This is a genomic window from Nostoc sp. KVJ20 (assembly GCF_001712795.1).
In the GTDB taxonomy this organism is placed as follows: domain Bacteria; phylum Cyanobacteriota; class Cyanobacteriia; order Cyanobacteriales; family Nostocaceae; genus Nostoc.
Genome location: NZ_KV757658.1, coordinates 162,050 through 184,408 on the forward strand (window position 1 = coordinate 162,050; position 22,359 = coordinate 184,408).

Annotated in this window: 22 protein-coding genes; 17 read left to right on the forward strand and 5 right to left on the reverse strand. The window is 40.8% G+C overall.

Annotated features, from left to right (window positions below; translation table 11 throughout):
• Positions 1 to 166 precede the first annotated feature (166 nt).
• Entirely contained in the window at positions 167 to 319 is a 153-nt protein-coding gene (locus tag A4S05_RS41955; protein ID WP_176727087.1) for a hypothetical protein, read from the reverse strand.
• 687 nt (positions 320 to 1,006) lie between these two features.
• Between A4S05_RS41955 and A4S05_RS24420 the strand changes: the two genes are divergently transcribed.
• The 6 genes from A4S05_RS24420 (at position 1,007) to A4S05_RS24445 (ending at position 6,863) form a co-directional block, all read left to right on the forward strand.
• Entirely contained in the window at positions 1,007 to 3,724 is a 2,718-nt protein-coding gene (locus A4S05_RS24420) for a TnsA endonuclease N-terminal domain-containing protein (protein ID WP_069072362.1), read from the forward strand.
• Positions 3,724 to 5,196, forward strand: coding sequence for an ATP-binding protein (locus A4S05_RS24425; RefSeq protein ID WP_069072363.1), 1,473 nt, complete (start codon positions 3,724 to 3,726; stop codon positions 5,194 to 5,196). The genes A4S05_RS24420 and A4S05_RS24425 overlap by 1 nt, the downstream gene beginning before the upstream one ends.
• Before the next feature lie 33 nt (positions 5,197 to 5,229).
• A complete protein-coding gene (locus A4S05_RS43565) occupies positions 5,230 to 5,538 on the forward strand; it encodes a hypothetical protein (RefSeq protein ID WP_069072364.1) in 309 nt (102 codons plus the stop codon).
• A 48-nt stretch (positions 5,539 to 5,586) separates the two neighbouring features.
• A complete protein-coding gene (locus A4S05_RS24435) occupies positions 5,587 to 5,862 on the forward strand; it encodes a hypothetical protein (RefSeq protein ID WP_069072365.1) in 276 nt (91 codons plus the stop codon).
• 47 nt (positions 5,863 to 5,909) lie between these two features.
• Positions 5,910 to 6,125 (forward strand): hypothetical protein, encoded by a 216-nt coding sequence (locus A4S05_RS24440; RefSeq protein ID WP_141699793.1) that lies wholly within the window; start codon positions 5,910 to 5,912, stop codon positions 6,123 to 6,125.
• A 477-nt stretch (positions 6,126 to 6,602) separates the two neighbouring features.
• Positions 6,603 to 6,863 carry a hypothetical protein gene (locus tag A4S05_RS24445; RefSeq protein WP_069072367.1) on the forward strand — a complete coding sequence of 87 codons (261 nt, stop codon included), beginning with the start codon at positions 6,603 to 6,605 and terminating at the stop codon, positions 6,861 to 6,863.
• 58 nt (positions 6,864 to 6,921) lie between these two features.
• Here the strand turns inward: A4S05_RS24445 and A4S05_RS43570 are convergent, their stop codons facing one another.
• From A4S05_RS43570 to A4S05_RS24460, 4 genes are all read right to left on the reverse strand, one after another.
• The gene (locus tag A4S05_RS43570) at positions 6,922 to 8,112 is read right to left on the reverse strand and encodes a formylglycine-generating enzyme family protein (RefSeq protein ID WP_256091133.1); all 1,191 of its coding nucleotides are present in this window, start codon (positions 8,110 to 8,112) and stop codon (positions 6,922 to 6,924) included.
• Positions 8,113 to 8,121: 9 nt separating this feature from the next.
• Positions 8,122 to 8,598, reverse strand: coding sequence for a hypothetical protein (locus A4S05_RS24455; RefSeq protein WP_256091134.1), 477 nt, complete (start codon positions 8,596 to 8,598; stop codon positions 8,122 to 8,124).
• A 171-nt stretch (positions 8,599 to 8,769) separates the two neighbouring features.
• Positions 8,770 to 8,898: a pentapeptide repeat-containing protein gene (locus A4S05_RS43575; RefSeq protein ID WP_256091135.1), complete on the reverse strand. Its 129-nt coding sequence runs from the start codon at positions 8,896 to 8,898 to the stop codon at positions 8,770 to 8,772.
• A gap of 176 nt (positions 8,899 to 9,074) precedes the next feature.
• Positions 9,075 to 9,590 (reverse strand): DNA-processing protein DprA, encoded by a 516-nt coding sequence (locus A4S05_RS24460; protein WP_069072369.1) that lies wholly within the window; start codon positions 9,588 to 9,590, stop codon positions 9,075 to 9,077.
• Positions 9,591 to 9,964: 374 nt separating this feature from the next.
• Here A4S05_RS24460 and A4S05_RS24465 point away from each other — a divergent pair, with 374 nt between their 5' ends.
• The 11 genes from A4S05_RS24465 to drmD all read left to right on the forward strand — a co-directional run bounded on the left by A4S05_RS24465 (position 9,965) and on the right by drmD (position 22,243).
• Positions 9,965 to 10,213, forward strand: coding sequence for a helix-turn-helix domain-containing protein (locus A4S05_RS24465; protein ID WP_069072370.1), 249 nt, complete (start codon positions 9,965 to 9,967; stop codon positions 10,211 to 10,213).
• A gap of 40 nt (positions 10,214 to 10,253) precedes the next feature.
• A complete protein-coding gene (locus A4S05_RS24470) occupies positions 10,254 to 12,713 on the forward strand; it encodes a 3'-5' exonuclease (protein ID WP_069072371.1) in 2,460 nt (819 codons plus the stop codon).
• A complete protein-coding gene (locus A4S05_RS24475; protein ID WP_069072372.1) occupies positions 12,710 to 15,772 on the forward strand; it encodes an RNA-directed DNA polymerase in 3,063 nt (1,020 codons plus the stop codon). Before A4S05_RS24470 ends, A4S05_RS24475 begins: the two co-directional genes overlap by 4 nt.
• A 51-nt stretch (positions 15,773 to 15,823) precedes the next feature.
• Entirely contained in the window at positions 15,824 to 15,979 is a 156-nt protein-coding gene (locus A4S05_RS39355; protein ID WP_176727088.1) for a hypothetical protein, read from the forward strand.
• A 69-nt stretch (positions 15,980 to 16,048) separates the two neighbouring features.
• Positions 16,049 to 16,345, forward strand: a complete 297-nt coding sequence (locus A4S05_RS24480) for a hypothetical protein (protein WP_069072373.1) — start codon at positions 16,049 to 16,051, stop codon at positions 16,343 to 16,345.
• A 190-nt stretch (positions 16,346 to 16,535) separates the two neighbouring features.
• Positions 16,536 to 16,991, forward strand: coding sequence for a hypothetical protein (locus A4S05_RS24485; protein WP_069072374.1), 456 nt, complete (start codon positions 16,536 to 16,538; stop codon positions 16,989 to 16,991).
• Positions 16,992 to 17,036: 45 nt separating this feature from the next.
• Positions 17,037 to 17,132, forward strand: a complete 96-nt coding sequence (locus A4S05_RS43580) for a hypothetical protein (RefSeq protein ID WP_256091136.1) — start codon at positions 17,037 to 17,039, stop codon at positions 17,130 to 17,132.
• Positions 17,095 to 17,253 (forward strand): YbaK/EbsC family protein, encoded by a 159-nt coding sequence (locus A4S05_RS39360; RefSeq protein ID WP_256091153.1) that lies wholly within the window; start codon positions 17,095 to 17,097, stop codon positions 17,251 to 17,253. Before A4S05_RS43580 ends, A4S05_RS39360 begins: the two co-directional genes overlap by 38 nt.
• 54 nt (positions 17,254 to 17,307) lie before the next feature.
• Positions 17,308 to 18,429 (forward strand): IS630 family transposase, encoded by a 1,122-nt coding sequence (locus tag A4S05_RS24490; protein WP_069072375.1) that lies wholly within the window; start codon positions 17,308 to 17,310, stop codon positions 18,427 to 18,429.
• Entirely contained in the window at positions 18,416 to 18,586 is a 171-nt protein-coding gene (locus A4S05_RS41960) for a YbaK/EbsC family protein (protein WP_176727089.1), read from the forward strand. The genes A4S05_RS24490 and A4S05_RS41960 overlap by 14 nt, the downstream gene beginning before the upstream one ends.
• 435 nt (positions 18,587 to 19,021) lie before the next feature.
• Positions 19,022 to 22,243: a DISARM system SNF2-like helicase DrmD gene (gene drmD, locus A4S05_RS24495; RefSeq protein WP_069072376.1), complete on the forward strand. Its 3,222-nt coding sequence runs from the start codon at positions 19,022 to 19,024 to the stop codon at positions 22,241 to 22,243.
• Positions 22,244 to 22,359 lie beyond the last annotated feature (116 nt).

Here is a 22,359-nt window from a genome sequence, read left to right on the forward strand (position 1 = left end):
AACAAGAAATAGGAAGGTGAATATGCGATAACACAGGTAGTAGCAATTACAGAATGAAAAAGAGAGCAGTTTGAAATTTTGCAAATTCTCAAGGTATTGGTCAGGCAATCGCCCAAGAGGTGTAACTTTGACTATAAGAATTTTTAAGCTAGTTTCTGCTTCTAATTTACATTTCTTGCTGGCGCATGAGCATAGCGTCAATTTGCTCAAAAATTGCTGGCTGTCGCTTGGGCTGATGTAGTGTCTTGGCACTTAACACCACCATCTTTGCCCAGCATTTTGGGGTTGAGATGAACGTTCCATCATCTCCAACTATCATTAATTTTCCTTCTCTAATTCCATCCAGCGATGATGATTAAATAAGTGTGATGCCTACCCACAAGAGCAATAGCTGCTTTGATGTTTATAACATTACTTTAGAGGCAGTATAGCGGTTCTCGTTCACGTGAGGTATACCCGTAGGGGCAATTCATGAATTGCCCCTACACCTTGCGATATCATTTTGTACCGCATCTGAGTGGGAACCGCTATAGCCCTCTTCTGTCACTTTCCGGGAGTGCGATCGCTATACAGCGCTTCCGGCTATTATGCAATATAGTTTTCTCCTTGCCCCTCTCCTATCATCGCTTTCAGCTTTTAAGATGTACCTCATTGTCCTTTGAATCATAATTTGGGAAAAATTTTGAACCATAAATCGAGAAAGAGTTAACGTAATTTCGGGCTTTCTCACTAATCACAACATAAAACTTTGAATCAAATCATGAGAGAGAGTTGAAATTCTGAAGCATAATTAAAAAATGAGTTGAAAAAACACAATTGAATGAAACTTGCACAAAAAATCTCTGAAAAAATTGCGCTAACTTAAACTTTTAATTCAAAATATGGTTCAAAATTCCAAGATATGCTTCACTTTAAACCATGACTCCGTAGTTTTTTCTTGTGTCCTGAAAGCCTAAAACTGCCTCCTGGCAAAGAGAAACACTCTTTTCTTGGATAAAAAACTCTCATGACAGACGATGAATTTGACCATTGGTGTAAGCAACAGCAACTAACGGCACAAACACTCTTACTAATCGCCGCAATTCGTGCTGCCCCACCTTCTCGCAGAGTACAAGGACGCGCCAAGAACGTCAGTGGAGTTTACCCTAGTCGCAAAATGGGTCAAACCATTCAATTTGAGAGCTACACAGTAGAACTTTGGGCGATTTATCAAATGGAACACGACCCACAGGTGTTAGAGTTCTACGACCAACCACCGCCATTTAAAATTCAGTACCAAAACCAAAACGGACGAAAAATAGGTCATTATCATACTCCAGACTTCTTCGTACTGCGGATGACAGGTGCAGCCTGGGAAGAATGGAAAACCGAAACCGAATTAAAACGACTAGCCCAAAAATACCCTTCACGCTACCAAAAAACTGCCGACGGTACATGGCATTGCCCCCCAGGGGAAACTTACGCCACATCATTTGGACTCAAATACCACGTCCGCACCGATACCGAACTAAATCCCATATTCACCCAGAACCTAATGTTTTTAGAAGACTACTTTAGGTTCACCGCCAATGTCCCCCTTTCCATTACAGAACAAATACTGTCTTCAGTTCAAGCCAGTCCAGGAACAACCATAGCCGCCACACTTGCAACCATCGGGGGAGTGCGTGCTAACGATATTTACGCCATGATTGCCACAGAGCAACTCTACGTGGACTTGTATGCAGTTCCCCTAGTGGAACATTGGCGAGTTCAGCTATGGGCTTCGGAGCAAACTCATACTGCTCATACACATTTAGCGATAGGGACAACTGGGCATCATCAACAAATCACCTCTCCCACAACACTTTTGCCCAATACCTTATTAGTCTGGGACGCACAACTTTGGACTTTAGTTAACTTGGGCGAGAAGACAACCACACTTTTACCCGAAGTTGGGCAACCAATGCAATTGCCCACAGCATTTTTTCTGCAATTATTTAATAGCGGCACTATCAACATTCATACTTCAGAAACACACGCAACTATAAATTCTAGAGTGCGTGAATTGATGGATGCTGCCTCGCCTACGGATCTACAAAAAGCTAATCGTAGATTTCATCTAGTACAAGCATATTTCCAGCACCGCACAGACATATATAAGGACATACCTCAAAGCACCTTGTCTCGATGGGTCAAACAGTTTCGTGAAGCCGAAGCCACTTTTGGTTGCGGTTATGTTGGGTTGCTCCCACGTACAAATAATAGAGGAAATCGCCTACCCAAAGCACCAACAGATGCCAGCGTTTTACTAGATAAATTTATTACAGAACACTTTGAGACACCAAGACAAGCTCCAGCCGCTTCCGTTTATCGCGCCTATACAAGAGCCTGCGAAAGAGCCAACATCCCACCACTGAGTCAGCGTACATTTTATACTCGGCTAAAAAAGCGTCCCATCCATGAGCAGACATTAAAACGTCAGGGAGCAAAAGCCGCATACGCAACCGAACCGATTGTTTTAGAACTAGCTAAAACTACACCCCGGCACGGAGACCGCCCCTTTGCTATCTGCCATCTTGACCACACCCAACTCGACATCGAGTTACGTTCCCAAGTAACTGGTCGGAACTTAGGACGACCTTGGCTGACCTTACTGATTGATGCTTACTCCCGACGCATCTTAGCAGTTTATCTCACCTTTGACCCACCTTCTTACAGGTCTTGCATGATGGCACTACGGTTGTGTATCCAGCGTTTTGGTCGTTTTCCCCAATCCGTAGTTGTAGATGGCGGCAAGGAATTTCATAGCGTTTACTTTGATACCTTATTAGCACGCTACCACTGCATCAAAAAGACAAGACCTGGTGCTAAACCCCGTTTTGGCTCAGTAGTTGAGCGATTATTCGGTACAACCAATACGGAATTTATCTTTAACTTACTGGGCAACACCCAAGCCAGTAAGCAGCCACGTCAATTAACCAAGGTTGTTGACCCCAAACAACTTGCTGTTTGGACATTAGCAGATTTATATACATACCTGTGTGAGTGGGCATACACCATTTATGACACGAGCGTACATGATTCCTTGGGTGAGACACCATTACAAGTTTATACCGACGCTATTGCTGCCACTGGGGAGAGGGAACACCGACGCATTGCATACAACGAAGACTTCCTCATGGCAACACGCCCTAGCACACCAAAAGGCAACGCTAAAGTCCAGGCAGGACAGGGAATTAAAGTCAATTATCTTTATTACTGGAACGATGCTTTCCGCAATCCGGTTGTCGAAAAAACCAAAGTCAGTGTGCGCTATGACCCTTTTGATATGGGTGTAGCTTATGCGTACCTGGAGGGAAGATGGGTCAAATGTATCTCCCAGTATTACAGCACCTTTGCCGGGCGCACAGAGAAAGAAGTGCTGTTAGCAGCCCAAGAAATTAGACAGCAAGATAAGCGTAATGCTGTGAGTACAAATATCTCTGCTAAACGCCTAGCAGACTTCATCGCGGCAGTGCAAGAACATGAAACTTTGCTCATGCAACGATTACGGGATTTGGAAGCTGTTGGGGTACTGGAAAATTTAACGCCTAATAAGGAAGGTGTACCCCAGTTCCCCCCAGTTAGCATTCTTGAGTCGGCTATGGAAGCACACAGTCAAGATGACGAACAATTGCCAGCACTGCAAAATAACGTTGAACTGTTGGATCTCACACGACTGCCGATACTAGGGGAATACCGTTAATGGACAAATTTTTAACCGGGAAAGGGAGCGACCAAATGCACCTCAAACTTACTCAGTTTAAGGAGTATGCAGTTTTACATCCCCAGTTAGCACGGGTAGATATGCTGTTAATGCGTGCGATTCGAGAACCCGCCGGATTTGCTCATGTGTTGGTTTATGGGCCAAGCGGTGTGGGTAAAACAACGATGATTCGACAGATTGCTAAACGGTTAAATGAAAATGTACCCGAACCGTTATCCGGTGTTTCCAACCCCTTGAGCTATCGTAACGGCAGTCAGCCCCCGATGCCATTATTGCTATTAGAAACACGACCATCTGATGGTGGGGTGTTTAATCGGGCAGATTATTACCGCACTGCACTTAAACTTTTGGGAGAACCATTCTATGAGCGGCGGATGCTGATAGATATTGATGCGGAGCAGACTTGGGAGAAGAAAGGACGTGGGCGTACTAAAACAGCACAGTTTAATGATTCGCCTGAACTGCGTCACGCATTAGAAGAGGTAATGACCAAACGTGGTGTACGAGCAGTGATTTTGGATGAAGCACAGCACTTAATGAAGATTGGGACTGGTGCTAGTGCTGGTAAGCTTTTAGACCAGTTAGACTGGATTAAGTCCATGACCAATGTTACGGGTGTGCTACACATTCTGATTGGGACTTACGAACTGCTCAATTTTCGCAATTTAAGTGGTCAAGCATCCCGCCGGGGACTGGATATCCATTTTCCGCGTTATTTGTATCAGAATGAACTTGACCGCCAAGACTTTCAATCCGCATTATTGGCACTCCTGATGCAAATACCGATGAATGTGGATGTTCCGCAACTAATGCAGCATTGGCTTTACTTCTATGAACGTTCCATTGGTTGTGTTGGGGTACTTAAGGACTGGCTCATCCGTACTGTGGCGGCGGCATTGCATGATGGACACGATACTCTGAGTTTAGAACAATTCCATGAACATACGCTCTCTCTTGCCCAATGTGAACGCATGGCGCTGGATACTACTGAGGGTGAACAAAAACTTAGTTACATGGAAAGTCGTCGTGAACATTTGTGGCATTTGCTACAGATGGGAATGGGTTCTACATCTGTGCCAAAAACTGCGGTGGATTTATCAAAGGGCGCAGCAGATGTGGTTGCATCGCCCTCGAAATCTGACAAACCACCATCCCCAACAAAGCGGACTCGTAAAAAGCCCGTTAGTTCTACGGCCGATGAAACGGATTCCACAACACCAGATGAAATTCCTATCGAGCCAGCCCCCAAGAAAAAACAAACTCGCAAGAAGATAAAACCAGCTGATTCTTCAATTAGCGAGACACCACTAGAAACAAATATTACCGCCAGTCACACGGTAGAAAAGAAGACGATTGATGATGAAGCCGCAACTCAACAGGAAACGCCTAAAAAGTCTTCCCAACGTGTTGGGCAACGCAAACCCAAACGAGATACTGTAGGACTTCAGTGAACATCAAAAAATTCAGTAGTAAACTTTACTAAGATGAATCAGCTAACAATCTCTTCCAAAATCGAAACTTGTTTCTCTATTAAAAAGCTAGTTAACTTAATAGAAGTACAAATATTGGAATTAGATGAAAATCTAGAATTAACTAGCGAAGAGATTTTTGAGATTGTCTGCCAAGAATCTCACCTAAATACTGATTTTCTAAAACAAGCTTTGGGTTGTAAATGTCCATTTGCTTTAATGGGTTTTATTAATGAATTAGAATTCAATGAATTTTCTCATTATTGTGTTATTATCGAAGACTCAAATATGTATAGTCAAAATGTAAACCAACCAGCCATTTAGGGACTTCCAGAAAATAAACTATTCCATTCTCTGCTTCTGCTGGAAGGGATGGCATCTACCCAACCACAGCAGAAGTCTTTTAGCGTTCCTGTGACAAAAAGGGAATTATGGAGAATGAAGATACTTTTTAGAAATCTAAGCGGAGAAATCAGAAAATCTCCTTTTTACCCTCAGGATACTTATGTGGTAGAAATAAGATTTTCAGATAGCCCAAACTTTAATTTGGGACATGATTACGTAGGCAGCTTTACAGATTGCCTAGAGAATGCTGTAGCAAGCTTTAAAGATTTGGCTGAATTTACAGAAACCGATGCGACATTTTAGGAATTCCCTTCTGCCTCCTACCCTCTATGCTGATAAAAAATAAAAATATGCTTAAAAGAACGCAGTCCGAGGAATTGGTAAAAATATTTGAGAAAGCTTGTGAAGGTATGGCTGAAAAAGGATACAAAGATTATGACTTTTGTGGCATGGAATGGGATGATGAAAGAGATAAATGGGAGGTAACTTTTTTTACTGAACACGGGAGCATTAGCTTTGTAGTGGTATGTGTTACACCTGCAAATAATGGTTATCAAATCAGTTAGCAGTGCCAAATGACGAAATGGAGATTTTGTATATAGCTAATAATCAATTACCAGACTTGCCAAGTTGATTACTCATCGGCTAACCACCATTTCCTAACTAGCAAGTGGTTGCTGTCTGACGCAACGATAATCCCTCATCAAGTGCTGCAATTACTTGGTAGATGTGATTTTTCTACTTTGACGCTGATTTCTGAAGCATAAAATGGTTAACTCTTTTTGAAGCATATCTTGAGCTAAAAGTTTATTTTATGATTCAAATCACACTCATAGCTGCTGGAAGTGCTGTAAGCCTTATGGGGCAATCAATACAAGCTATACTATTAGAAAAAAATGGGTCTTGTATTTGTTATTAGAAAATAATCGCGCGATCGCTTGCTATACAAAAGCTCTAGAATGCAGAAATGGCAAATGTTTTCGGAGAGTGACAGAAGAGGGATAGTCAAAGCATTTGGATGAGTTTATAGTGGAGTTGGAGGCATGAGTAATGAGGGCAATGGTAGAGAAATTGTCATGCAATTTTCATTGTTTCATCGTTTACCACTACGACGATTTTTGCTCTTGGGTTTAGATTTGGGTTTGCTTCTAGAATGCCCTTTGACAGTTATCGTTCTTTTGTGGGAACGAACAGGTGTCGTTTTTTCCTCTTCTTTATTCTTAATTATAAACCAAATTATTCCAGCAATAATTAAAGCGATTATCAATGGGATAAGATTAGATGGGTTCATTTTTATTAGATAATTGAAACATTATTAAACATCAAATTGTTTCATTTGGCTTGATTTATACGAACATTTATTTAACAACAAACTACTCGAAAGCCAAGGTAATTTCCTTGTTCATCAATTCGAGCTTTTTTGCGAGATACTGAACGGCAATTTACTGGAATATCAGCCCAAGAACCTCCTCTGATTACACGAAGTTGGTTGTCTCTATTGTTGACCCATGCTTTACCATCATTGGGCGCTTTATTGTAGCTATCATGCCAGTGATCCATGCACCATTCCCAAACTAACCCGTGCATATCATATAGCCCTAAGAGATTTGAAAACTTAAAGTTATCAACAGGAGTAGTTTGATTATGAAAAACTTCTCTTGAAGATTTAGGAGCTTTATAATCTTGATAGTTTGCCAACTCAGGAGTAATAATGTCTCCAAAGTGGAATAAAGTTGTAGTTCCAGCACGACAGGCATATTCCCATTCAGCTTCACTGGGCAATCGGTAGTCCCGATTTGTCTTTTGGGACAGGCGATCGCAGAATTCAACAGCATCATCCCAGCAAACTTGTTCTACGGGATAGCTGTCTCCCTTGAATTTGGAACAATCAACTACTAAGGGGCGATTTATCTCTGGTAAACAAGCTACAGCTTTCCATTGTTTTTGAGTAATGGGGTATTTCCCTATAAAGAAGGAATTAACAGATACTCGATGTTGAGGAAATTCCGATCTATTTGCATTTTTTTCTTCAGATGATCCCATAAAAAAAATTCCATCAGGGATAGCAATCATTTCTAATTCCACTCCCCCATCTAAATCTTCGACAAAATACTTAGATTCCTTTCTATGAGAGTTGATGATTGGTTTTCTTAGTAATCCAAACAGTTTAGAAGGCTTAACGATTTCTGCATATTCAAATCGATACTTTCGTAGACTGGGCTTAAGCTTGGGTCGTGTTCTGACTTCTTTCTCTGGTTCCGCATTTAAATCATCTCGTTTATTTTGTAAAGTGTTTTTAGTCTCTTTGACAGATTTTATAAAAGCCTTACTAACTTCTTCATAATAATTATGGGTGATAAAACTGATATTCTGTGTATTGTTATTACCTTGAATTACTGTGTTATTATCACCTAGAACAGATTGGTTCTCATTACCTTGAACTATGCGGTTTTGATTCCCCTGCACTAAATTTTGAGGTGCGTAACTATTAGCCTGCTGCGTTAAATTTGCATCAGGCTGTTGTGCATCAGGGTTATGAGGTGTCTGACTCATAAATGAGTTTTACAATCCCAACAGGTGAGAACCAGCCGCCACACCTAACCAAGTTGCGATTTTGACAATAATCGGCTTGGCTGTTGTCCAGATTTTCTGACTAGATTCTACAGTCTTACTCGTTTTTTCAAGTGTTTCTGCCACAGTTCCCAATCGCTCTAATGCACGTTGTTTATTTGGTTCTTCTTTATCTGTGGCTTTTTTAGCTGCACTCAAATCTTCAACTACTTCTTCTTTGGTATCTGCTGGTAGTTCTGCGCCTTGAATTAAAGCTTCAAGTTCTGCCAGTAATTTGACAATATCCTCTTTAGTGAATGATTCTCCGGTATCTGCACCCACTTGGTTATGTTTCGTCACCTGATTACCATCACCAAGGACAGCCTGATTATTATCTCCTTGAACTGCTCGATTGCCGTCACCTTGGATATTATTAGCATTACCGCCTACAGAACCACCAACTGAAAAGCCACCTGGGTTGTTAGTCATAGTACTTACCTGTCCTACTTGGGTGTTTGAATAAAAATTAGGGCGCTCCAACGCCGTCATTACCATATTCTCTAATCCGCGGATTTGATTATCTTTTTCTGATAATAGTAATCAAATTTATAGTCCAACGCTTTTGCAACCCTGCTTGAGCATGGCTAAAATTTATTCCTCTCAGACTCTCAGATTAGCACCAGTAAAATCCGCCCCTCGGATATCTGCACCCCTAAAACTTGCCCCCGCTAGGTTTTGACCTTTGAAGGAACACCCACGAAGATTTTGACCTGAGTAGTTCTGTGGCATGGCTGGTTACAGCATCCAAATTTGTTTTTGGATACAGATATACCACGAACAATTCGTAAACTCAACGGTTTCAAGCACATTTATTTTCGCTCTTAAGGCGGGCGCCTAACTCTGTAAATTTTTGAAGTAGGAGAAGAGATAATTTTCAACAGCCATACTTCATTAATAAAATATCTTTATTGATTTTTAAATAGCTTATTATTAACAATTGAATATTCACTTACAAGATATCCACTCTGCTCAACAATTCTTTGAGCCAATTCTCGATTTTCAGCTGGATAAATTCTATCTAATCTATGTGCTAAGACAGCAACAGTACGGCCTTTTCCTTCTAAACAGCCTTGATGACCAACAGTATCACAACCTTGCGCTAAACCACTTACAACTATCAAACCTTGCTCTGCGAATCGTTGATCAATCCTATCCGCTGTTCTTTTACCATAATCGGTAGGCTGGCGAGTTCCAATGACAGCTACTGAGCGTTCTGGTTTTAAGCAATTGATATCTGCCTTAACATAAAGAACTGATGGAGGATTTGCTATGGTTCTTAATTGTGGTGGAAATTCTGGGTCATCAATTCCAATAACCTTAATACCAGCCTTGTCGTGTTCTTCCAATACTTGTTCAGCACGACTGAAAGCTAATTCTAATTGTAAATCGGTGATGATATGCGATCGCCTGTGCGTTGGCACGCAAATTGATGGTTGGTACTCTTCAACAAACTGCCAAGGGTGATCATCGTTTTACTGGTGAGCGCCTGACTGCGTGCTTCTGCAATTAAGTAGTACTTTTATACCAATAAAGCTGCTTAGAGAAAGCCCATAGTCCGCGCAATTTCATGCGGGGATGAAAGTTTTGTTAGTTGGGGTGATGGGGTGCGATCCGCACAGCTTAACAAAGTTATCGCATTCTATGCCTTTTCAGTTGGACAAAACTGCGTTGAATCTTGTTAAGCCAAAAAATTTCCGAGTATTTGCGGAGAGCGCACCAGTCTTGGTGTAGCTAAGATGTGTCAAATGATATATCAAGTGTTACATCAAGTTTGTTATTTGAGTTCAGAAGCTAGATGGTCACAAAAAAGCCCCTAGTCATCAACCAGCCAGAAGTTGGCAAGCTCATTCGTGAACTCAGGCTTTTGACTGGGCTAACGCAAGAACAGTTTGCAGCTACTTTAGGTGTCACTTACCCAACAATCAACCGATGGGAGAATGGACGCGCTAAACCATCGCCCTTAGCAATGGAAAAGATTGAAACGCAACTGCACGAGATGGGCGATCAGGGTAAGGATTTAAAGCACAAGTATTTTAGTGAGTAAAAATCAAGAGCAAGATTAGTGTTCAAAATGCAGATTATTTATGTATAGCAATGAACTTAACTCGGCACAAAATGCGATCGCCAGACATACCAAAGGCTCAATTTTAGTACTTGCTCCAGTTGGTACAGGCAAAACCCGTGTTTTGGCAGAGCGAGTTCTATGTGCAATAAATAGGGGCATACCTCCTCAAAGGATTCTGTGCCTAACGTTTACGAACCGAGCCGCTAAAGAAATGAGTGAGCGGCTATCTCAGTACTGTCCAAATCAATTACATGATTTGACAATCAAGACTTTTCATGGTTTGTGTACCTCCATACTGCGGATCGAGGCTCGTCAGCTTGGATTACCAGCAGATTTTGTCATCTACGATGATGCCGACTGTGTTGAACTAGTCAAGGAAGTTTTCGATTTGTCGAGTGACCGGGATGCCAAGCAGTTATTCTTTGACTTGGCTAACTGCAAAATTCTGGCTAGTGATCGCCAATTATCCCTAAATTATCCATTAAAAAAACTGTATGCCCCATTAGGCTCTAACTATGATGCCAAACGTGCTGCTCAGTATCAATCTGTTCTACAAAAACGTCACGCCTTAGACTTTGCTGATCTGGTGTTTTATGTCCGGGTGATGTTACACCATGAACCGGAGATTAGCCAACGTTGGGCAGATAAGTTTGATTTTGTTCAGGTTGATGAAGTTCAAGATACTCATCTTTCGGAGTACGGCATCGTTAAGCATCTAGCAGCTAACAGTGGTAATCTGGCGATGATTGGAGATTTAGATCAGACCATTTATGAATGGCGAGGATCTGAGCCGGATAAAGTAATTGAGCAATTTAAGCGTGACTTTAACCCCGCAGAGTATTCCCTAACCTGGAACTATCGAGCAACAAAAACACTGCTAAACGCGGCTTCTGGGTTTGCAGATTCATTTGAACACCGAAAAACAAAGATTACACCTGCTCCTGATTGTGAAGTAGGAGAACTGATTCAAGTTCATTTAGCAAACAATGAGCGAGCAGAGGCAGAGTGGATTGGTAGACAAATCCAGCAACTAGCAGCCAATCAAAAAGATTTTGTCTACAGCCGAGTAGCAATTCTTGCCCGCAGTCATAAACGCACAGAAGTTGTTAGTCAAATGTTGGAGCGCATGGGTATTCCTTGCGTCACAGTTGAGCGATTCCAATTTTTTATGCGGCAGGAAGTTAAAGATGCACTTGCTTATTTGCGTCTTATCTTGAACCCTTTTGATGCAGGTTCGATGCGTCGAATGTTGCTTCGCCCCAGTCGTGGAATTGGTGATGCAACCATAACAGGAGTAATTGAAGAAGGAAAGGAATGCGGCTTTAATTTGACAGATATGGCATCAAGCCGGACGTTTATTAATGGTGATCCGTTCAGTGAACTTTTGACAACCTATTCATCTAGTACAGTAATTGTTTTTGATGTAGAGACAACAGGATTTTCGGTCAGCAAGGATGAGGTTGTAGAAATTGCCGCAATCCGTCTATTTGAAGGGAAACCACAAGCTGAGTTTCATGCTTATATTGCTAATACTGTCAGTGTTGGTGACTCAGAGCAGATACATGGACATAGCGATCGCTTTCTAGCAGAACACGGTAGACCTGTAAAAGACGTTTTTTGTGAGTTCTTCGAGTTTGCCGGGAATTCCATGCTGGTTGGGCATAATGTAGGCTTTGACATCAAGATGGTGACTGCCCAAGCCCAAAAAGCTGGTATCACTGCTCCAAAACTGGAATGGGAAGACACGTTAGATATAGCAAATCGCTTTATCGAATGTGACCGTTACAAGCTAGAAGCATTAGCAAAGCATCTGAATCTTGCACACTTGCCTAGTCACAAGGCAATGGATGATGTGCGAACCACAATTGACTTGCTAACAGTGCTAATTCCACTTATTGAGCATAAAGCCGATTACCGTCAGGCATTGGTGTATCGCTATGGAGAGGCGTTTGAAGGATTCGCCGAACAGATAGATAACTGGCGGGATGCTAGCCAAAGACTACGACCTTCATCTCTACTGGATAAATTGCTTATAGAATCTGGACTCTACAGTTATTACCAAGCAGAAGAAAAACACCTCAAAAACCTTCTCCATCTTGTACGAATTTTTCAGGAACGGGATGCTCCAGATTTGCACCCTGATACTTCTTTACGTAGCATCCTTGAATTTGCTGCCCTTGCCAAAAATTTAGATCAAGTTTCTCAAGACGATAACCAAGTTCCTATTATCACCATTCATCAGTCGAAAGGTCTTGAGTTTGACAGTGTTTTCATGGCAGGTGCTACTGAGGGTGAATTTCCTAGTTTTTTCAGTGTTCGTGACAATTATTTAGAGGAAGAAAGGCGGTTATTTTATGTTGCAATGACGAGAGCAAAGACAAGGTTGTTTATATCAGCTTACTCAAGAGATTTTAGGGGCTTCTCAAAATCTCGTAGTGAATTTATTAACGAAATACATAAGGAATATATATATCAGTGACTGAAAATACACCACCTATATATCGCTCTTTTCATCCTATTATTGAAAATGCCTATACTGTTGTACATCAGTGGCTTGGAACAAATGTTCAAGAGGCTAATGGCTATAAAGATTTGACCTATACTAACTTGAAGCAAAAACTTCAAGAAAGTGACTGGAAACATATAGCTTTTCAATACTATGCTCTTTTTCCAGCACATTATTTCAAAGCAGTACATACTCTAGATTATATTGTTGGAGAAGAGAAGCTAATAACCTGGTTGAGACATAGACAAATAGTTTGTTTATTGGATGTAGGTTGTGGTGCTGGTGCTGGTTCTATTGCTTTTATAGAAGCAGTTATACGATTGAAAGAAGAAGGTAAACTTACAAATGATGTAAATATTATTTGTATTGGTGTAGATCCAAGCCATCGAGCAATTGGACTCTATATAAAGATGATGAAAAATTTAAAATCATCTCTAACAGGAATAGTTGATCTGAATTTTGATTATGTATACAAGGGATTTCCAGATGCCACAATTGATCTGATTCGGATTCTTAAAAAACAAAAATCATTGTCAAAATTACCATGCTTAACAAATGTCTTAATAATGCAGCTTAATGTTATCTCGCCATTTAGCAAAAATTATAGAGATTGCCAAGCAAATATAGATGAATTGAAAGAATTAGGTATTGATATAGCAGGAGAAATAGGAGAAGAAAGTGCAGGGCTTGGAACTGCGGAAGCTCAAGCTTATAAACAATTAGTAGAAGACGTTCCAATTGATGTGATGCACATCTTAACGATTGGAACTAAAAATATGGAAAAACAAGTACAACTTGGCACAAATAGCGAAATTACTTTAGATGAAAGAATTAAGCAAATGGCAAGTACCCTACATGAGGTTGTAGGTAGTCGGCACACTATTAATCAACTTACTTCAGGGCATCATTTCGTTTATTTTACGAATCCTCCTAATTGTTTTTGGCTCGATAAGAAAGGGATTACACAATACGACAAAGAATTTTATGCTGATTTTCAGACGATATGGAGTGCTGATAGAGCAGAGGATCAGGATTGGAACGGCGTTACCAGTCTCGATAATCTTAAATTAGCTTGGGCAAGAGCGCGTAACAACCTTTTAAAAGAAACATTATGTGATGAGACTGAAATGCGTCTGTTTGAGCTAAGTCTTGATACAAGGCTTGAAGAAATGCGAGAACAATTGAATGCTTATGCTGGCGACGTTGCTAAAACAGATGAAATGCTCTCATATAAAGTACCTAAAAACATAACAGTTACTCGACCTAAAGGACTTTCACGTATTGAAGAAGAGATTTTGTCAGTAGCAATTATTCAAAGATTGGGTGATAAAGCTTCTCAGTTGAGAGGTAGTAGCTACGCATATAGAATTGCTGGAAAACATGGGCATAGAGACACAGAGTACCTTTATGAGTATTGGTTCAAAGCTTATTGCTATTACATGAAAAAGGCACGGGATAGTGCTAACAATTACGCCAATGGCGCAATCCTGAGAGTGGATATCGAATCATTCTATACAAAAATTATTCAGGAGCAACTTTGTGATGGGCTTTCTAGGGAATTAACAGTGAGTCAGCGTGTACGTTGGCTGATCCGATTACTGCTTTCTAAAAATATTGATGAACATGAGTTTGGTCAAGGTATAACACAAGGAAGTATTGGATCACACTTCTATGCAAATATTTATTTAACTCCAATAGATGCACGCTTTGGAAGCGGTAATGAATGGGGAGTTGAGTTTCATCGCTATGTAGATGACATAATTCTGATCATTCCAAATCCAGAAGACACGCATGAGATCAAAAATGTTTTAGGAGATGAACTAAAAAAACTAGGACTAAACTTTAATGAGGAGAAAACAGAAGAAGATAACATCTGTTCATTTTTACAGCAATCTAACGATGATGAATATCTAGAGAGATTAAGCGATCGCTTTGACAGTGTTGTAAACCCACTTTGGATTCTGAACTCAGAACACCGCGCTATTTTTGCAAGCTTTTATCATAATGATCAACTTTGGTGGCACAATATTCAATGTTATGAACAATGTTTAAAAACAATAAAAATTTATACTCATGGAACAGAACTCAGTCGTAAGATATACAAATATCTATTCAGCTCAAAAAGTCGAGATAAAGACTTAGCAAAACAAAAAGAAGTTTTTGGAATGGAGGGAGAGTTAAAGTCTACACAAGTACCCGATAGTGACACTTTGAATGCAATTCTCCAGTGGGCTGCTTCCTTTACTATTTCTAATAACATCTGGAACGAAAATAGAAACGACTTACGTAGAGAACTAGTTGATCTATTCAAGAATAGCTGGCAAGACTGGCAAGAGCTACGTAAATCAAATAGTGATAATTCAAGTGAGACACGCAAGCTGCAAAGGTATATTCGCTTTGCCCTCTACAGACTTTCTGTTTTAGGATTTGAGGATATACTTCACGTCCTAATGGAAATCTTACGTGAGGCTTTTTGGATTATTCGTGATCCCATAAATATACTAGAGAATCTAGCACGACAAGGCTACCTTGCTGAAATTAGAAGTTTACTAGTATATTATCAAAACCTTGAGCAACCCGTTGAATATCTCAAAGCAATAACAATTAGAGCAATGCGCTTCTTGCCAGATATTGATGCTCAAGAATGGGAACTAATTGTTGAATTTGCCACCATATCAGATGGTTCAGTTAGTGTAGCCGAGAGGCTGATGGCAACTGAATCCTGGCTATATCTGGGGCATAAGTATAATGACTTTAAGCAAAGTCATCATATTGATGCCGTTAAAAAAGCTCTACAATCTGAGCCTTCAAGCAGATTAAAGAAAAACTATTTCTTGCTCTTGGGGCAATTCGAGCCAAATGCTGTGCAAGAGTTTTCTATCAACGTAAATGATCCTATGCTTGTAGATGCGCGAAATATTGCTCTACAAGGCAATCCCTCTGACATATTCGACTTGCCAGAACTTAAAATTCTTCGAGAGAACTACTACAGTGGTCAAGGGCCAACAGATAGTGAAGAAGGCTCACCTTAAAACCTCCCTGCGATCGCCTCGCCCCCCTTATTAGAGGAAATCTACCAAACAATGACCTACTGGCTGCTTCAAGGCAACCCCAAGTATTACCGCATCACTGAAGGTGAAGGTATCCGCGACTTTGAGCAGATGCCGTGGCTAGCAATGCGCTACGCCAAAGACATGGCTCTTAGTGATGGAGTACTCGGCAAGGAAATCTGGGGATAAGGCGGGAATATATGCGATCGCACCTCAGCTAATTAAGTAAACAGTGCAACAAACTAGATAATTATTTATATGAGTGAGCCTATTTCTTTAACGGCACTTTTCTTCGGAGCTTCTAAAGGAGTTGTTGGCATTTCCATAAGAATAGCTAAATCTTTAAAGCTAATAGAATCTATTGAAAGTAAAGTTGACCTTTTAACGCAAGTAGAATTTAATGCTGCTTGGAAAACACTTCTTCAGGCGTGTAATTCTAGCTCTTATGATGAACAAAAGTCTATTCTGATTAACGATGCCAGGGATAGTTTTACTAAGGCTAATTGTTTTGAAAAAGGGGAGCGACTTTTTTATACTTACTTAGGATTAACCTGAGTTCGGGTTAAGCCAGAAGCTAAAAAGCTTATTTTGTCAGGATTGAATAAAACTGGAATTGATCAAAGCAGGGATAAAAGTGGAATCATTTTGTCAATAAGGTTCACAAATGAAACTAATCTCAGCAATATGTCTTATTGACAATAGATGAAAGCAGAGCTTTAGACCGAACAACGATAATTCAAGGGTTTTGAGGATTTATTATCCCGAACTCAGGTTAGGATTAGCAATTTGTCATTATTTACTTGATGATGTAAATAATATTAAAACAGCTTTAATAGAGGCTACCAAAATTAGTATATATAAGGATATTTATCTACAAGAAAGAGATTTATATTTTGGTTTTAATAAGTATGGTATTAATTCCCTTATCAATAGTTATAATCCTGCAAATATGTTAAACCTTATAAAAGGTATCTTTGTATATCCATTGTTTTTAGTACAAAAAACAGAAATTCAAAGATACAATAAATCAAAAAGTGATTTAATTCACCATATTTTGAAAAAAAATAATGCTGAAGAGCAAATAATTACTATGGTAACAAAAGCTAATCAGCCAAGCGTTTTATTTACAAACTTAGAATCAAAATCATTAGAATTAATAAATTTACAAAAACAATTTCTAGAAATAATAACTAATATCTGATTTTAAATATTTAGTGTTCGAGCGACAAAAGAGCAACTTGACGAAATGCTCAAAACCTGCGAAGTATTTATAAAATTGGCAGTCGATATAAACAGAGAAATTCTTGCTGAAGGCAGTCAACTTCATTACACATCTACATAATAGTAATATTCTGCGGATTTCAGGGAACCGGAAGGTTGAGACAGTTGCCCTCAAGGAAGTCCAGCCACTAACAGGATATATCCGTGGGTGTGTAACAGCTTTAGCTAGTAAAAAAGACTAAGCTAATCGGCACTTAAGTTGCATAATAAGAAGAGAAAGCCGTTGAAAAGCAACTATGCCGCCGCCAGCCAAGAACTTTTTAACACCAGAACAAATCAGCAAGCTACAGCAAGCTCTAAAAGATAGCGAGCAACCACACGTCAGGGAAAGAATTCTCATTATTCTCCTACAGAATGATGGAAAACCTCAATACGAAATTGCTAAATTTTTAGGCTGTTCACACAGAACAGTAGCATATTGGTGTATGCACGGCGATCCAGATGATCTAGAAACTATACATAATAAAAGAGAGTATGAACATTACCGAAAAGCGACTCCTGAATATATTGAACTATTATTAAAAACTGTTGACCAAGAACCATCAGATTTAGGCTACGACTTCGGCAGATGGACGGCAGAAAGATTAGCCACATATTTAACAGAGAAAACAGGAATTGATTTAAGTAGCTCTCAGGTGAGGAGGATATTAAAGCGAAAAAAGTATAGTTATATCTGGTCTAAATATGGTTTAGAAGATAAACAAAATCCAATTGAAAGAGCCAATTTTCAAAAGAAGCTGACTCAATATTTAACAATCGCAAGAGAACAACCAGAGCGTTTACAGGTATGGTTTTGGGATGAGAGCGGGTTCAGTTTACGTGTGATTCGTCGTAAGGGTTGGGGTAAAAAAGGAAAACGCAAGAATGTTCCAGGACAACGGCGTTGTGGTCGTGTTAATGTCATGGGAGCAATTCGAGAATTAGACCGAAAACGTGTATGCTTTTTTGTAAAAAAGGGAAATGCAGATATTTTTTATGAGCAATTACAACAATTAAATGAACTAATAAAACAAGAATGGGTAAGTAAAGGGAACCGTTCTGAAGATTTTGCGAAATTTGGGCCGAAAATTATTTTAATTTTAGATAATGCTAGTTTTCATAAACGCAAAGATGTTCTAGCTAAAATATCTCAAGAGTTTCCAAATTTTATTTTAGAATTCTTGCCTACTTACAGCCCTGATTACAACATTATCGAGTTAGTCTGGCACTCATGTAAAGAATATATTGCTCATCGCTTATTCAAATCAGTAGATGAATTAAAATCACTACTAGATAAGCTTTTGAATCAAGGCGATTTAGTGATTAAGTGGCATCGAAAAATCCAAAACAAAGGCAATATCACCTATGTTGCAGCTTGAATGCCGATTAGCTTATCCAGTTTACCTTGATGAAACGGCAACTCTATTTGAGCAGATTACTGTTTCTGGTGGAATGCGAGGTATGCTGCTTCTGCTATCTCCATCTGATTATTTACGTGCGATCAATGGCACTTTGGGAGCAATTGTACAAAATTAGTACAGAAATTTTCATCAGAAACCATAAAGCGATCGCTACTGCAAGGAAGCTATCTCAAAGTCGTACAACAAAATATCGCTTACTCTAAAAAAGTAAGTATTTTTACTATAAAATTTTAGTGTTTACCTGGGTTTTAAAACTAATCTACGTAAGACTTCTGAGAAAAATAATTTGTAAATTGCTTATCAAATAAAAGCTTTAAAATTTTCTTGATAATTAGCTAAATAATATAGCCGTATATAAAAATACTTCATAAGATGTAGCAGGTGCTAAGACTCGAATAGATTAATAAACTATTTTATACCTGCTACTTAAAAAAAGCATAGTTGCTTTCTTAGCACTCTAGTCCAACCAGTCATTAGACATAAGGGTTTAGGGGAGTGAAATTGTCATGGGAGGGAGAATACCAGTCCAGTTACAAGGGGGAAGACACGAGTGACTGACATTGTAACTGGACAGATTGTGCGCGTGCGATCGCGGCAATATCTTGTAGAAGAAGTTGTGTCGAAACCGTCTCCAGAGCAAGACACAAAAGTTAGCCTTTCTTGTTTAGAAGATGATGCGTTAGGAGAATCGCTAGAAGTCCTGTGGGAACGGGAAATAGATGCCAAAATCGTAGGAGCGACATCATGGGAATCGATAGCGAATCGAGGTTTTGATAATCCGCGTCTGTTTTCTGCTTACCTGCACACATTACGGTGGAATTGCGTAACTTCCACAGATGCCAAGCTTTTCCAAGCGCCTTACCGTGCGGGAATAGAAGTCAAAGCTTATCAATTAGAGCCGCTACGTAAAGCTTTGCTGATGCCGAGAGTCGGTTTGTTTATTGCGGACGATGTAGGGCTGGGCAAAACCATAGAAGCAGGGCTGATACTGCGTGAGATGCTGATGCGGCAAAAGGTTAGGCGAGTCGTTATCTCGTGTCCGCCGTCAGTAGTGCGTCAGTGGCAAGAGGAAATGGAAAGTCGCTTTGGACTTACATTTATGATTCTTGACCGTGAGTTTATTGCTGCCCGTCGTCAAGAAAGGGGTTATGGAATTAACCCTTGGATGACGCACACTCGGTTCATTATTTCCCACGCTTTGCTACGAGATGAAACCTATGCTGCACCATTACGGGACTGGCTTGGTGATTTTGCAGCTGCATCCATGCTCATTCTTGACGAAGCTCACAATGCTGCACCTGCGAGTGGTGCCAAGTATGCGGTTGATTCCCAACTTACCAAAACTGTTCGAGACTTAGCACCGCGTTTTGAACACAAGCTGTTTTTGTCTGCCACTCCCCACAATGGACATTCCAACAGCTTCGCTGCCTTGCTAGAAATCCTTGATCCCCAGCGTTTCTGCCGAGGAGTACCCGTTCGTAATCGCAAGTTGCTGGACACTGTAATGGTGCGGCGTTTAAAGCAAGATTTACGGGAGATCGGAGAAGAGTTTCCCCAACGCTACGTTCTTCCTATAGTTATTGATAACCTGCCAGAAGACGCGCCCGAACTCAAATTATCCCGATTGCTGCAACAATATCGCAATCTGCGTGAGGAACGACTTAAAGATGCAGCAAAGTCTACTCAGACTACGGCGATGTTAGTAATCACTTCACTACAAAAGCGTCTTTTGTCTTCCATTGAGGCATTTGCTCGGACTTTAAAGGTGCATCGAACGGGGATAGAAAAGCAAGCGGCGAACCGGACTTCGATACATCAAGTCAGTCTACCTTTGCTGTTTGAATCCCCTGGTGCAGATGACGAACGGGCTGAATTCTCCGAAGAGGAAGTAATTGCAGAAGAAGATGCTCAAATGGCAGCAGTTAGTATGCAGGCTGCCGGACAAACAGCGCGTGAATTAGCAATTTTAGATGAAATGGCAGATGTAGCGAATTCCTCTCGCTACCAGCCAGATCCAAGGATTCAACAACTTGTGGAGTGGATTCGCCAAAATCTTTGTCCCGATTTGGGTCAACCGAATGCTGCTTGGTTAGAAAGGCGAGTAATTATCTTTACAGAATATACAGATACTAAACGTTATTTACAACAGCAATTACAAACAGCGATCGCAGGCTCTAACCGTGAACATGAACGCATAGATGTATTTCATGGGGGCATTGGAGAAGAACGCCGCGAAGCGATTAAAAGTGCATTTAACGCTGATCCAGCACGTCATCCCCTGCGTATCCTGATTGCCACAGATGCAGCACGAGAAGGGGTGAACCTGCAAAACAACTGTGCTGATTTGTTCCATTTTGATGTGCCGTGGAACCCATCGAGGATGGAACAGCGCAATGGACGGATTGACCGCAAATTACAGCGATCGCCTGTTGTCCATTGTTATTACTTTGTTTTACCACAACGCACAGAAGACAAAGTATTGGACGTACTGGTGCGGAAAACAGCCACGATTCAACAAGAACTTGGCTCTCTTGCACCAGTAGTTGAAAGAAATGTGTCGCGGTTACTGGCTAATGGGATTTGCCACCAAGAAGTAAATAATCTTGCCGATTCTATTAATAAAGCAGAGCAACTCAGTAACAAGGAAACAGTAAACACACAGGTAATTAATGAAGAACTGGAGCAAGCCAGACTCCGCCAACAGGATTTGACTAAACAAGTAGAGAATTTACAAGAAATGTTGCAAGCATCGCGGAAATGGTTGGGACTAGATGACAATCACTTCCGTAATGCCATCTCTGCTTCTTTAGAAATTCTGGGAGTCCCAACACTTGCCCCTGTAGATGTGAATGAAGTTGCTAACAATCCTGTAACTGCGCGTTGGACAATTCCGGCTCTCGACCAGCGTACTGGTGCAGATCCAACATGGTCAACTACACTTGATACCCTGAGAACACCTCGAAAAATCGGACAAAAGCCTTGGGAATGGCGGAAAGAAGCACCGATTCGCCCTGTAGTCTTTCGAGATCCTGGTTCTTTAGATGGGGATGTAGTTCATCTGCATTTAGAACACAGAATTGTCCAGCGTTTACTGAGCAGGTTTTTAGCTCAGGGTTTCTTGCATGATGAATTAACTCGTGCTTGTGTTTGTCTGACTAATGACCCAATGCCAAAAGTGATTGCACTGGGACGGCTGGCTCTGTATGGTGAACGGGCTTCTCGCTTGCACGATCAGGTAATTGCAGTCGCAGCAGAGTGGTCAGACCCAACCAGTCGGGGACGCAAAAAACTTCAGCCTTTAAGAGAAGGCGAGAAAGACAACGTACTGGAATTACTCGAAAATTCCCTAGCTTCCCCTCACTTGCTGGAAGTTACAGAAGCGGTGAAAGAGCGACTGAAAAAAAGTGCTGCACAAGATGTAGCAGAATTAATTCCCCATCTGGAACGCCGCGCTACAGCTTTGGCTGAAAGTGCTGAGAAAAAGCTGGCCAATCGGGGTACTAAAGAAGCTGCTGAGATGAAGAACATTCTGGAGGAACAGCAGACGCGAATTCTCAAGTGTCAGGAAGAATCTAAGGTAGTGCAGTTGTCTCTTCCATTCATAGAAGAACAGCGCCAATTGGATGCAGACCGTCGCCATTGGGAAAAACGCCTTCAAGCGATCGCAACCGAACTAATTTCAGAACCAGCCCGAATTGAAGCCGCCTACAAAGTGAAAGCAGTGCGGGTTGAGCCAGTCGGCGTAATTTATTTATGGCCGATTTCCGGCTAGAGGGAGTATAAACAATGGCAAACGATCCAGAAATTCGCTTACATAAAGAATGGTTGGGCTTTCTCCAGCCTGTGGGGTTGGTGGTGTCTCCGCCGGCATTGTCAGCAGCCCAAGCT

What these genes read in the sequence shown, in the direction of transcription:
- A4S05_RS41955 (WP_176727087.1), bottom strand. Translation starts at nt 319, where the DNA reads ATGATAGTTGGAGATGATGGAACGTTCATCTCAACCCCAAAATGCTGG.
- A4S05_RS24420 (WP_069072362.1), top strand. Translation starts at nt 1,007, where the DNA reads ATGACAGACGATGAATTTGACCATTGGTGTAAGCAACAGCAACTAACG.
- A4S05_RS24425 (WP_069072363.1), top strand. Translation starts at nt 3,724, where the DNA reads ATGGACAAATTTTTAACCGGGAAAGGGAGCGACCAAATGCACCTCAAA.
- A4S05_RS43565 (WP_069072364.1), top strand. Translation starts at nt 5,230, where the DNA reads ATGAATCAGCTAACAATCTCTTCCAAAATCGAAACTTGTTTCTCTATT.
- A4S05_RS24435 (WP_069072365.1), top strand. Translation starts at nt 5,587, where the DNA reads ATGGCATCTACCCAACCACAGCAGAAGTCTTTTAGCGTTCCTGTGACA.
- A4S05_RS24440 (WP_141699793.1), top strand. Translation starts at nt 5,910, where the DNA reads ATGCTTAAAAGAACGCAGTCCGAGGAATTGGTAAAAATATTTGAGAAA.
- A4S05_RS24445 (WP_069072367.1), top strand. Translation starts at nt 6,603, where the DNA reads ATGAGTAATGAGGGCAATGGTAGAGAAATTGTCATGCAATTTTCATTG.
- A4S05_RS43570 (WP_256091133.1), bottom strand. Translation starts at nt 8,112, where the DNA reads ATGAGTCAGACACCTCATAACCCTGATGCACAACAGCCTGATGCAAAT.
- A4S05_RS24455 (WP_256091134.1), bottom strand. Translation starts at nt 8,598, where the DNA reads ATGACTAACAACCCAGGTGGCTTTTCAGTTGGTGGTTCTGTAGGCGGT.
- A4S05_RS43575 (WP_256091135.1), bottom strand. Translation starts at nt 8,898, where the DNA reads ATGCCACAGAACTACTCAGGTCAAAATCTTCGTGGGTGTTCCTTCAAA.
- A4S05_RS24465 (WP_069072370.1), top strand. Translation starts at nt 9,965, where the DNA reads ATGGTCACAAAAAAGCCCCTAGTCATCAACCAGCCAGAAGTTGGCAAG.
- A4S05_RS24470 (WP_069072371.1), top strand. Translation starts at nt 10,254, where the DNA reads ATGTATAGCAATGAACTTAACTCGGCACAAAATGCGATCGCCAGACAT.
- A4S05_RS39355 (WP_176727088.1), top strand. Translation starts at nt 15,824, where the DNA reads ATGACCTACTGGCTGCTTCAAGGCAACCCCAAGTATTACCGCATCACT.
- A4S05_RS24480 (WP_069072373.1), top strand. Translation starts at nt 16,049, where the DNA reads ATGAGTGAGCCTATTTCTTTAACGGCACTTTTCTTCGGAGCTTCTAAA.
- A4S05_RS43580 (WP_256091136.1), top strand. Translation starts at nt 17,037, where the DNA reads ATGCTCAAAACCTGCGAAGTATTTATAAAATTGGCAGTCGATATAAAC.
- A4S05_RS24490 (WP_069072375.1), top strand. Translation starts at nt 17,308, where the DNA reads ATGCCGCCGCCAGCCAAGAACTTTTTAACACCAGAACAAATCAGCAAG.
- A4S05_RS41960 (WP_176727089.1), top strand. Translation starts at nt 18,416, where the DNA reads ATGTTGCAGCTTGAATGCCGATTAGCTTATCCAGTTTACCTTGATGAA.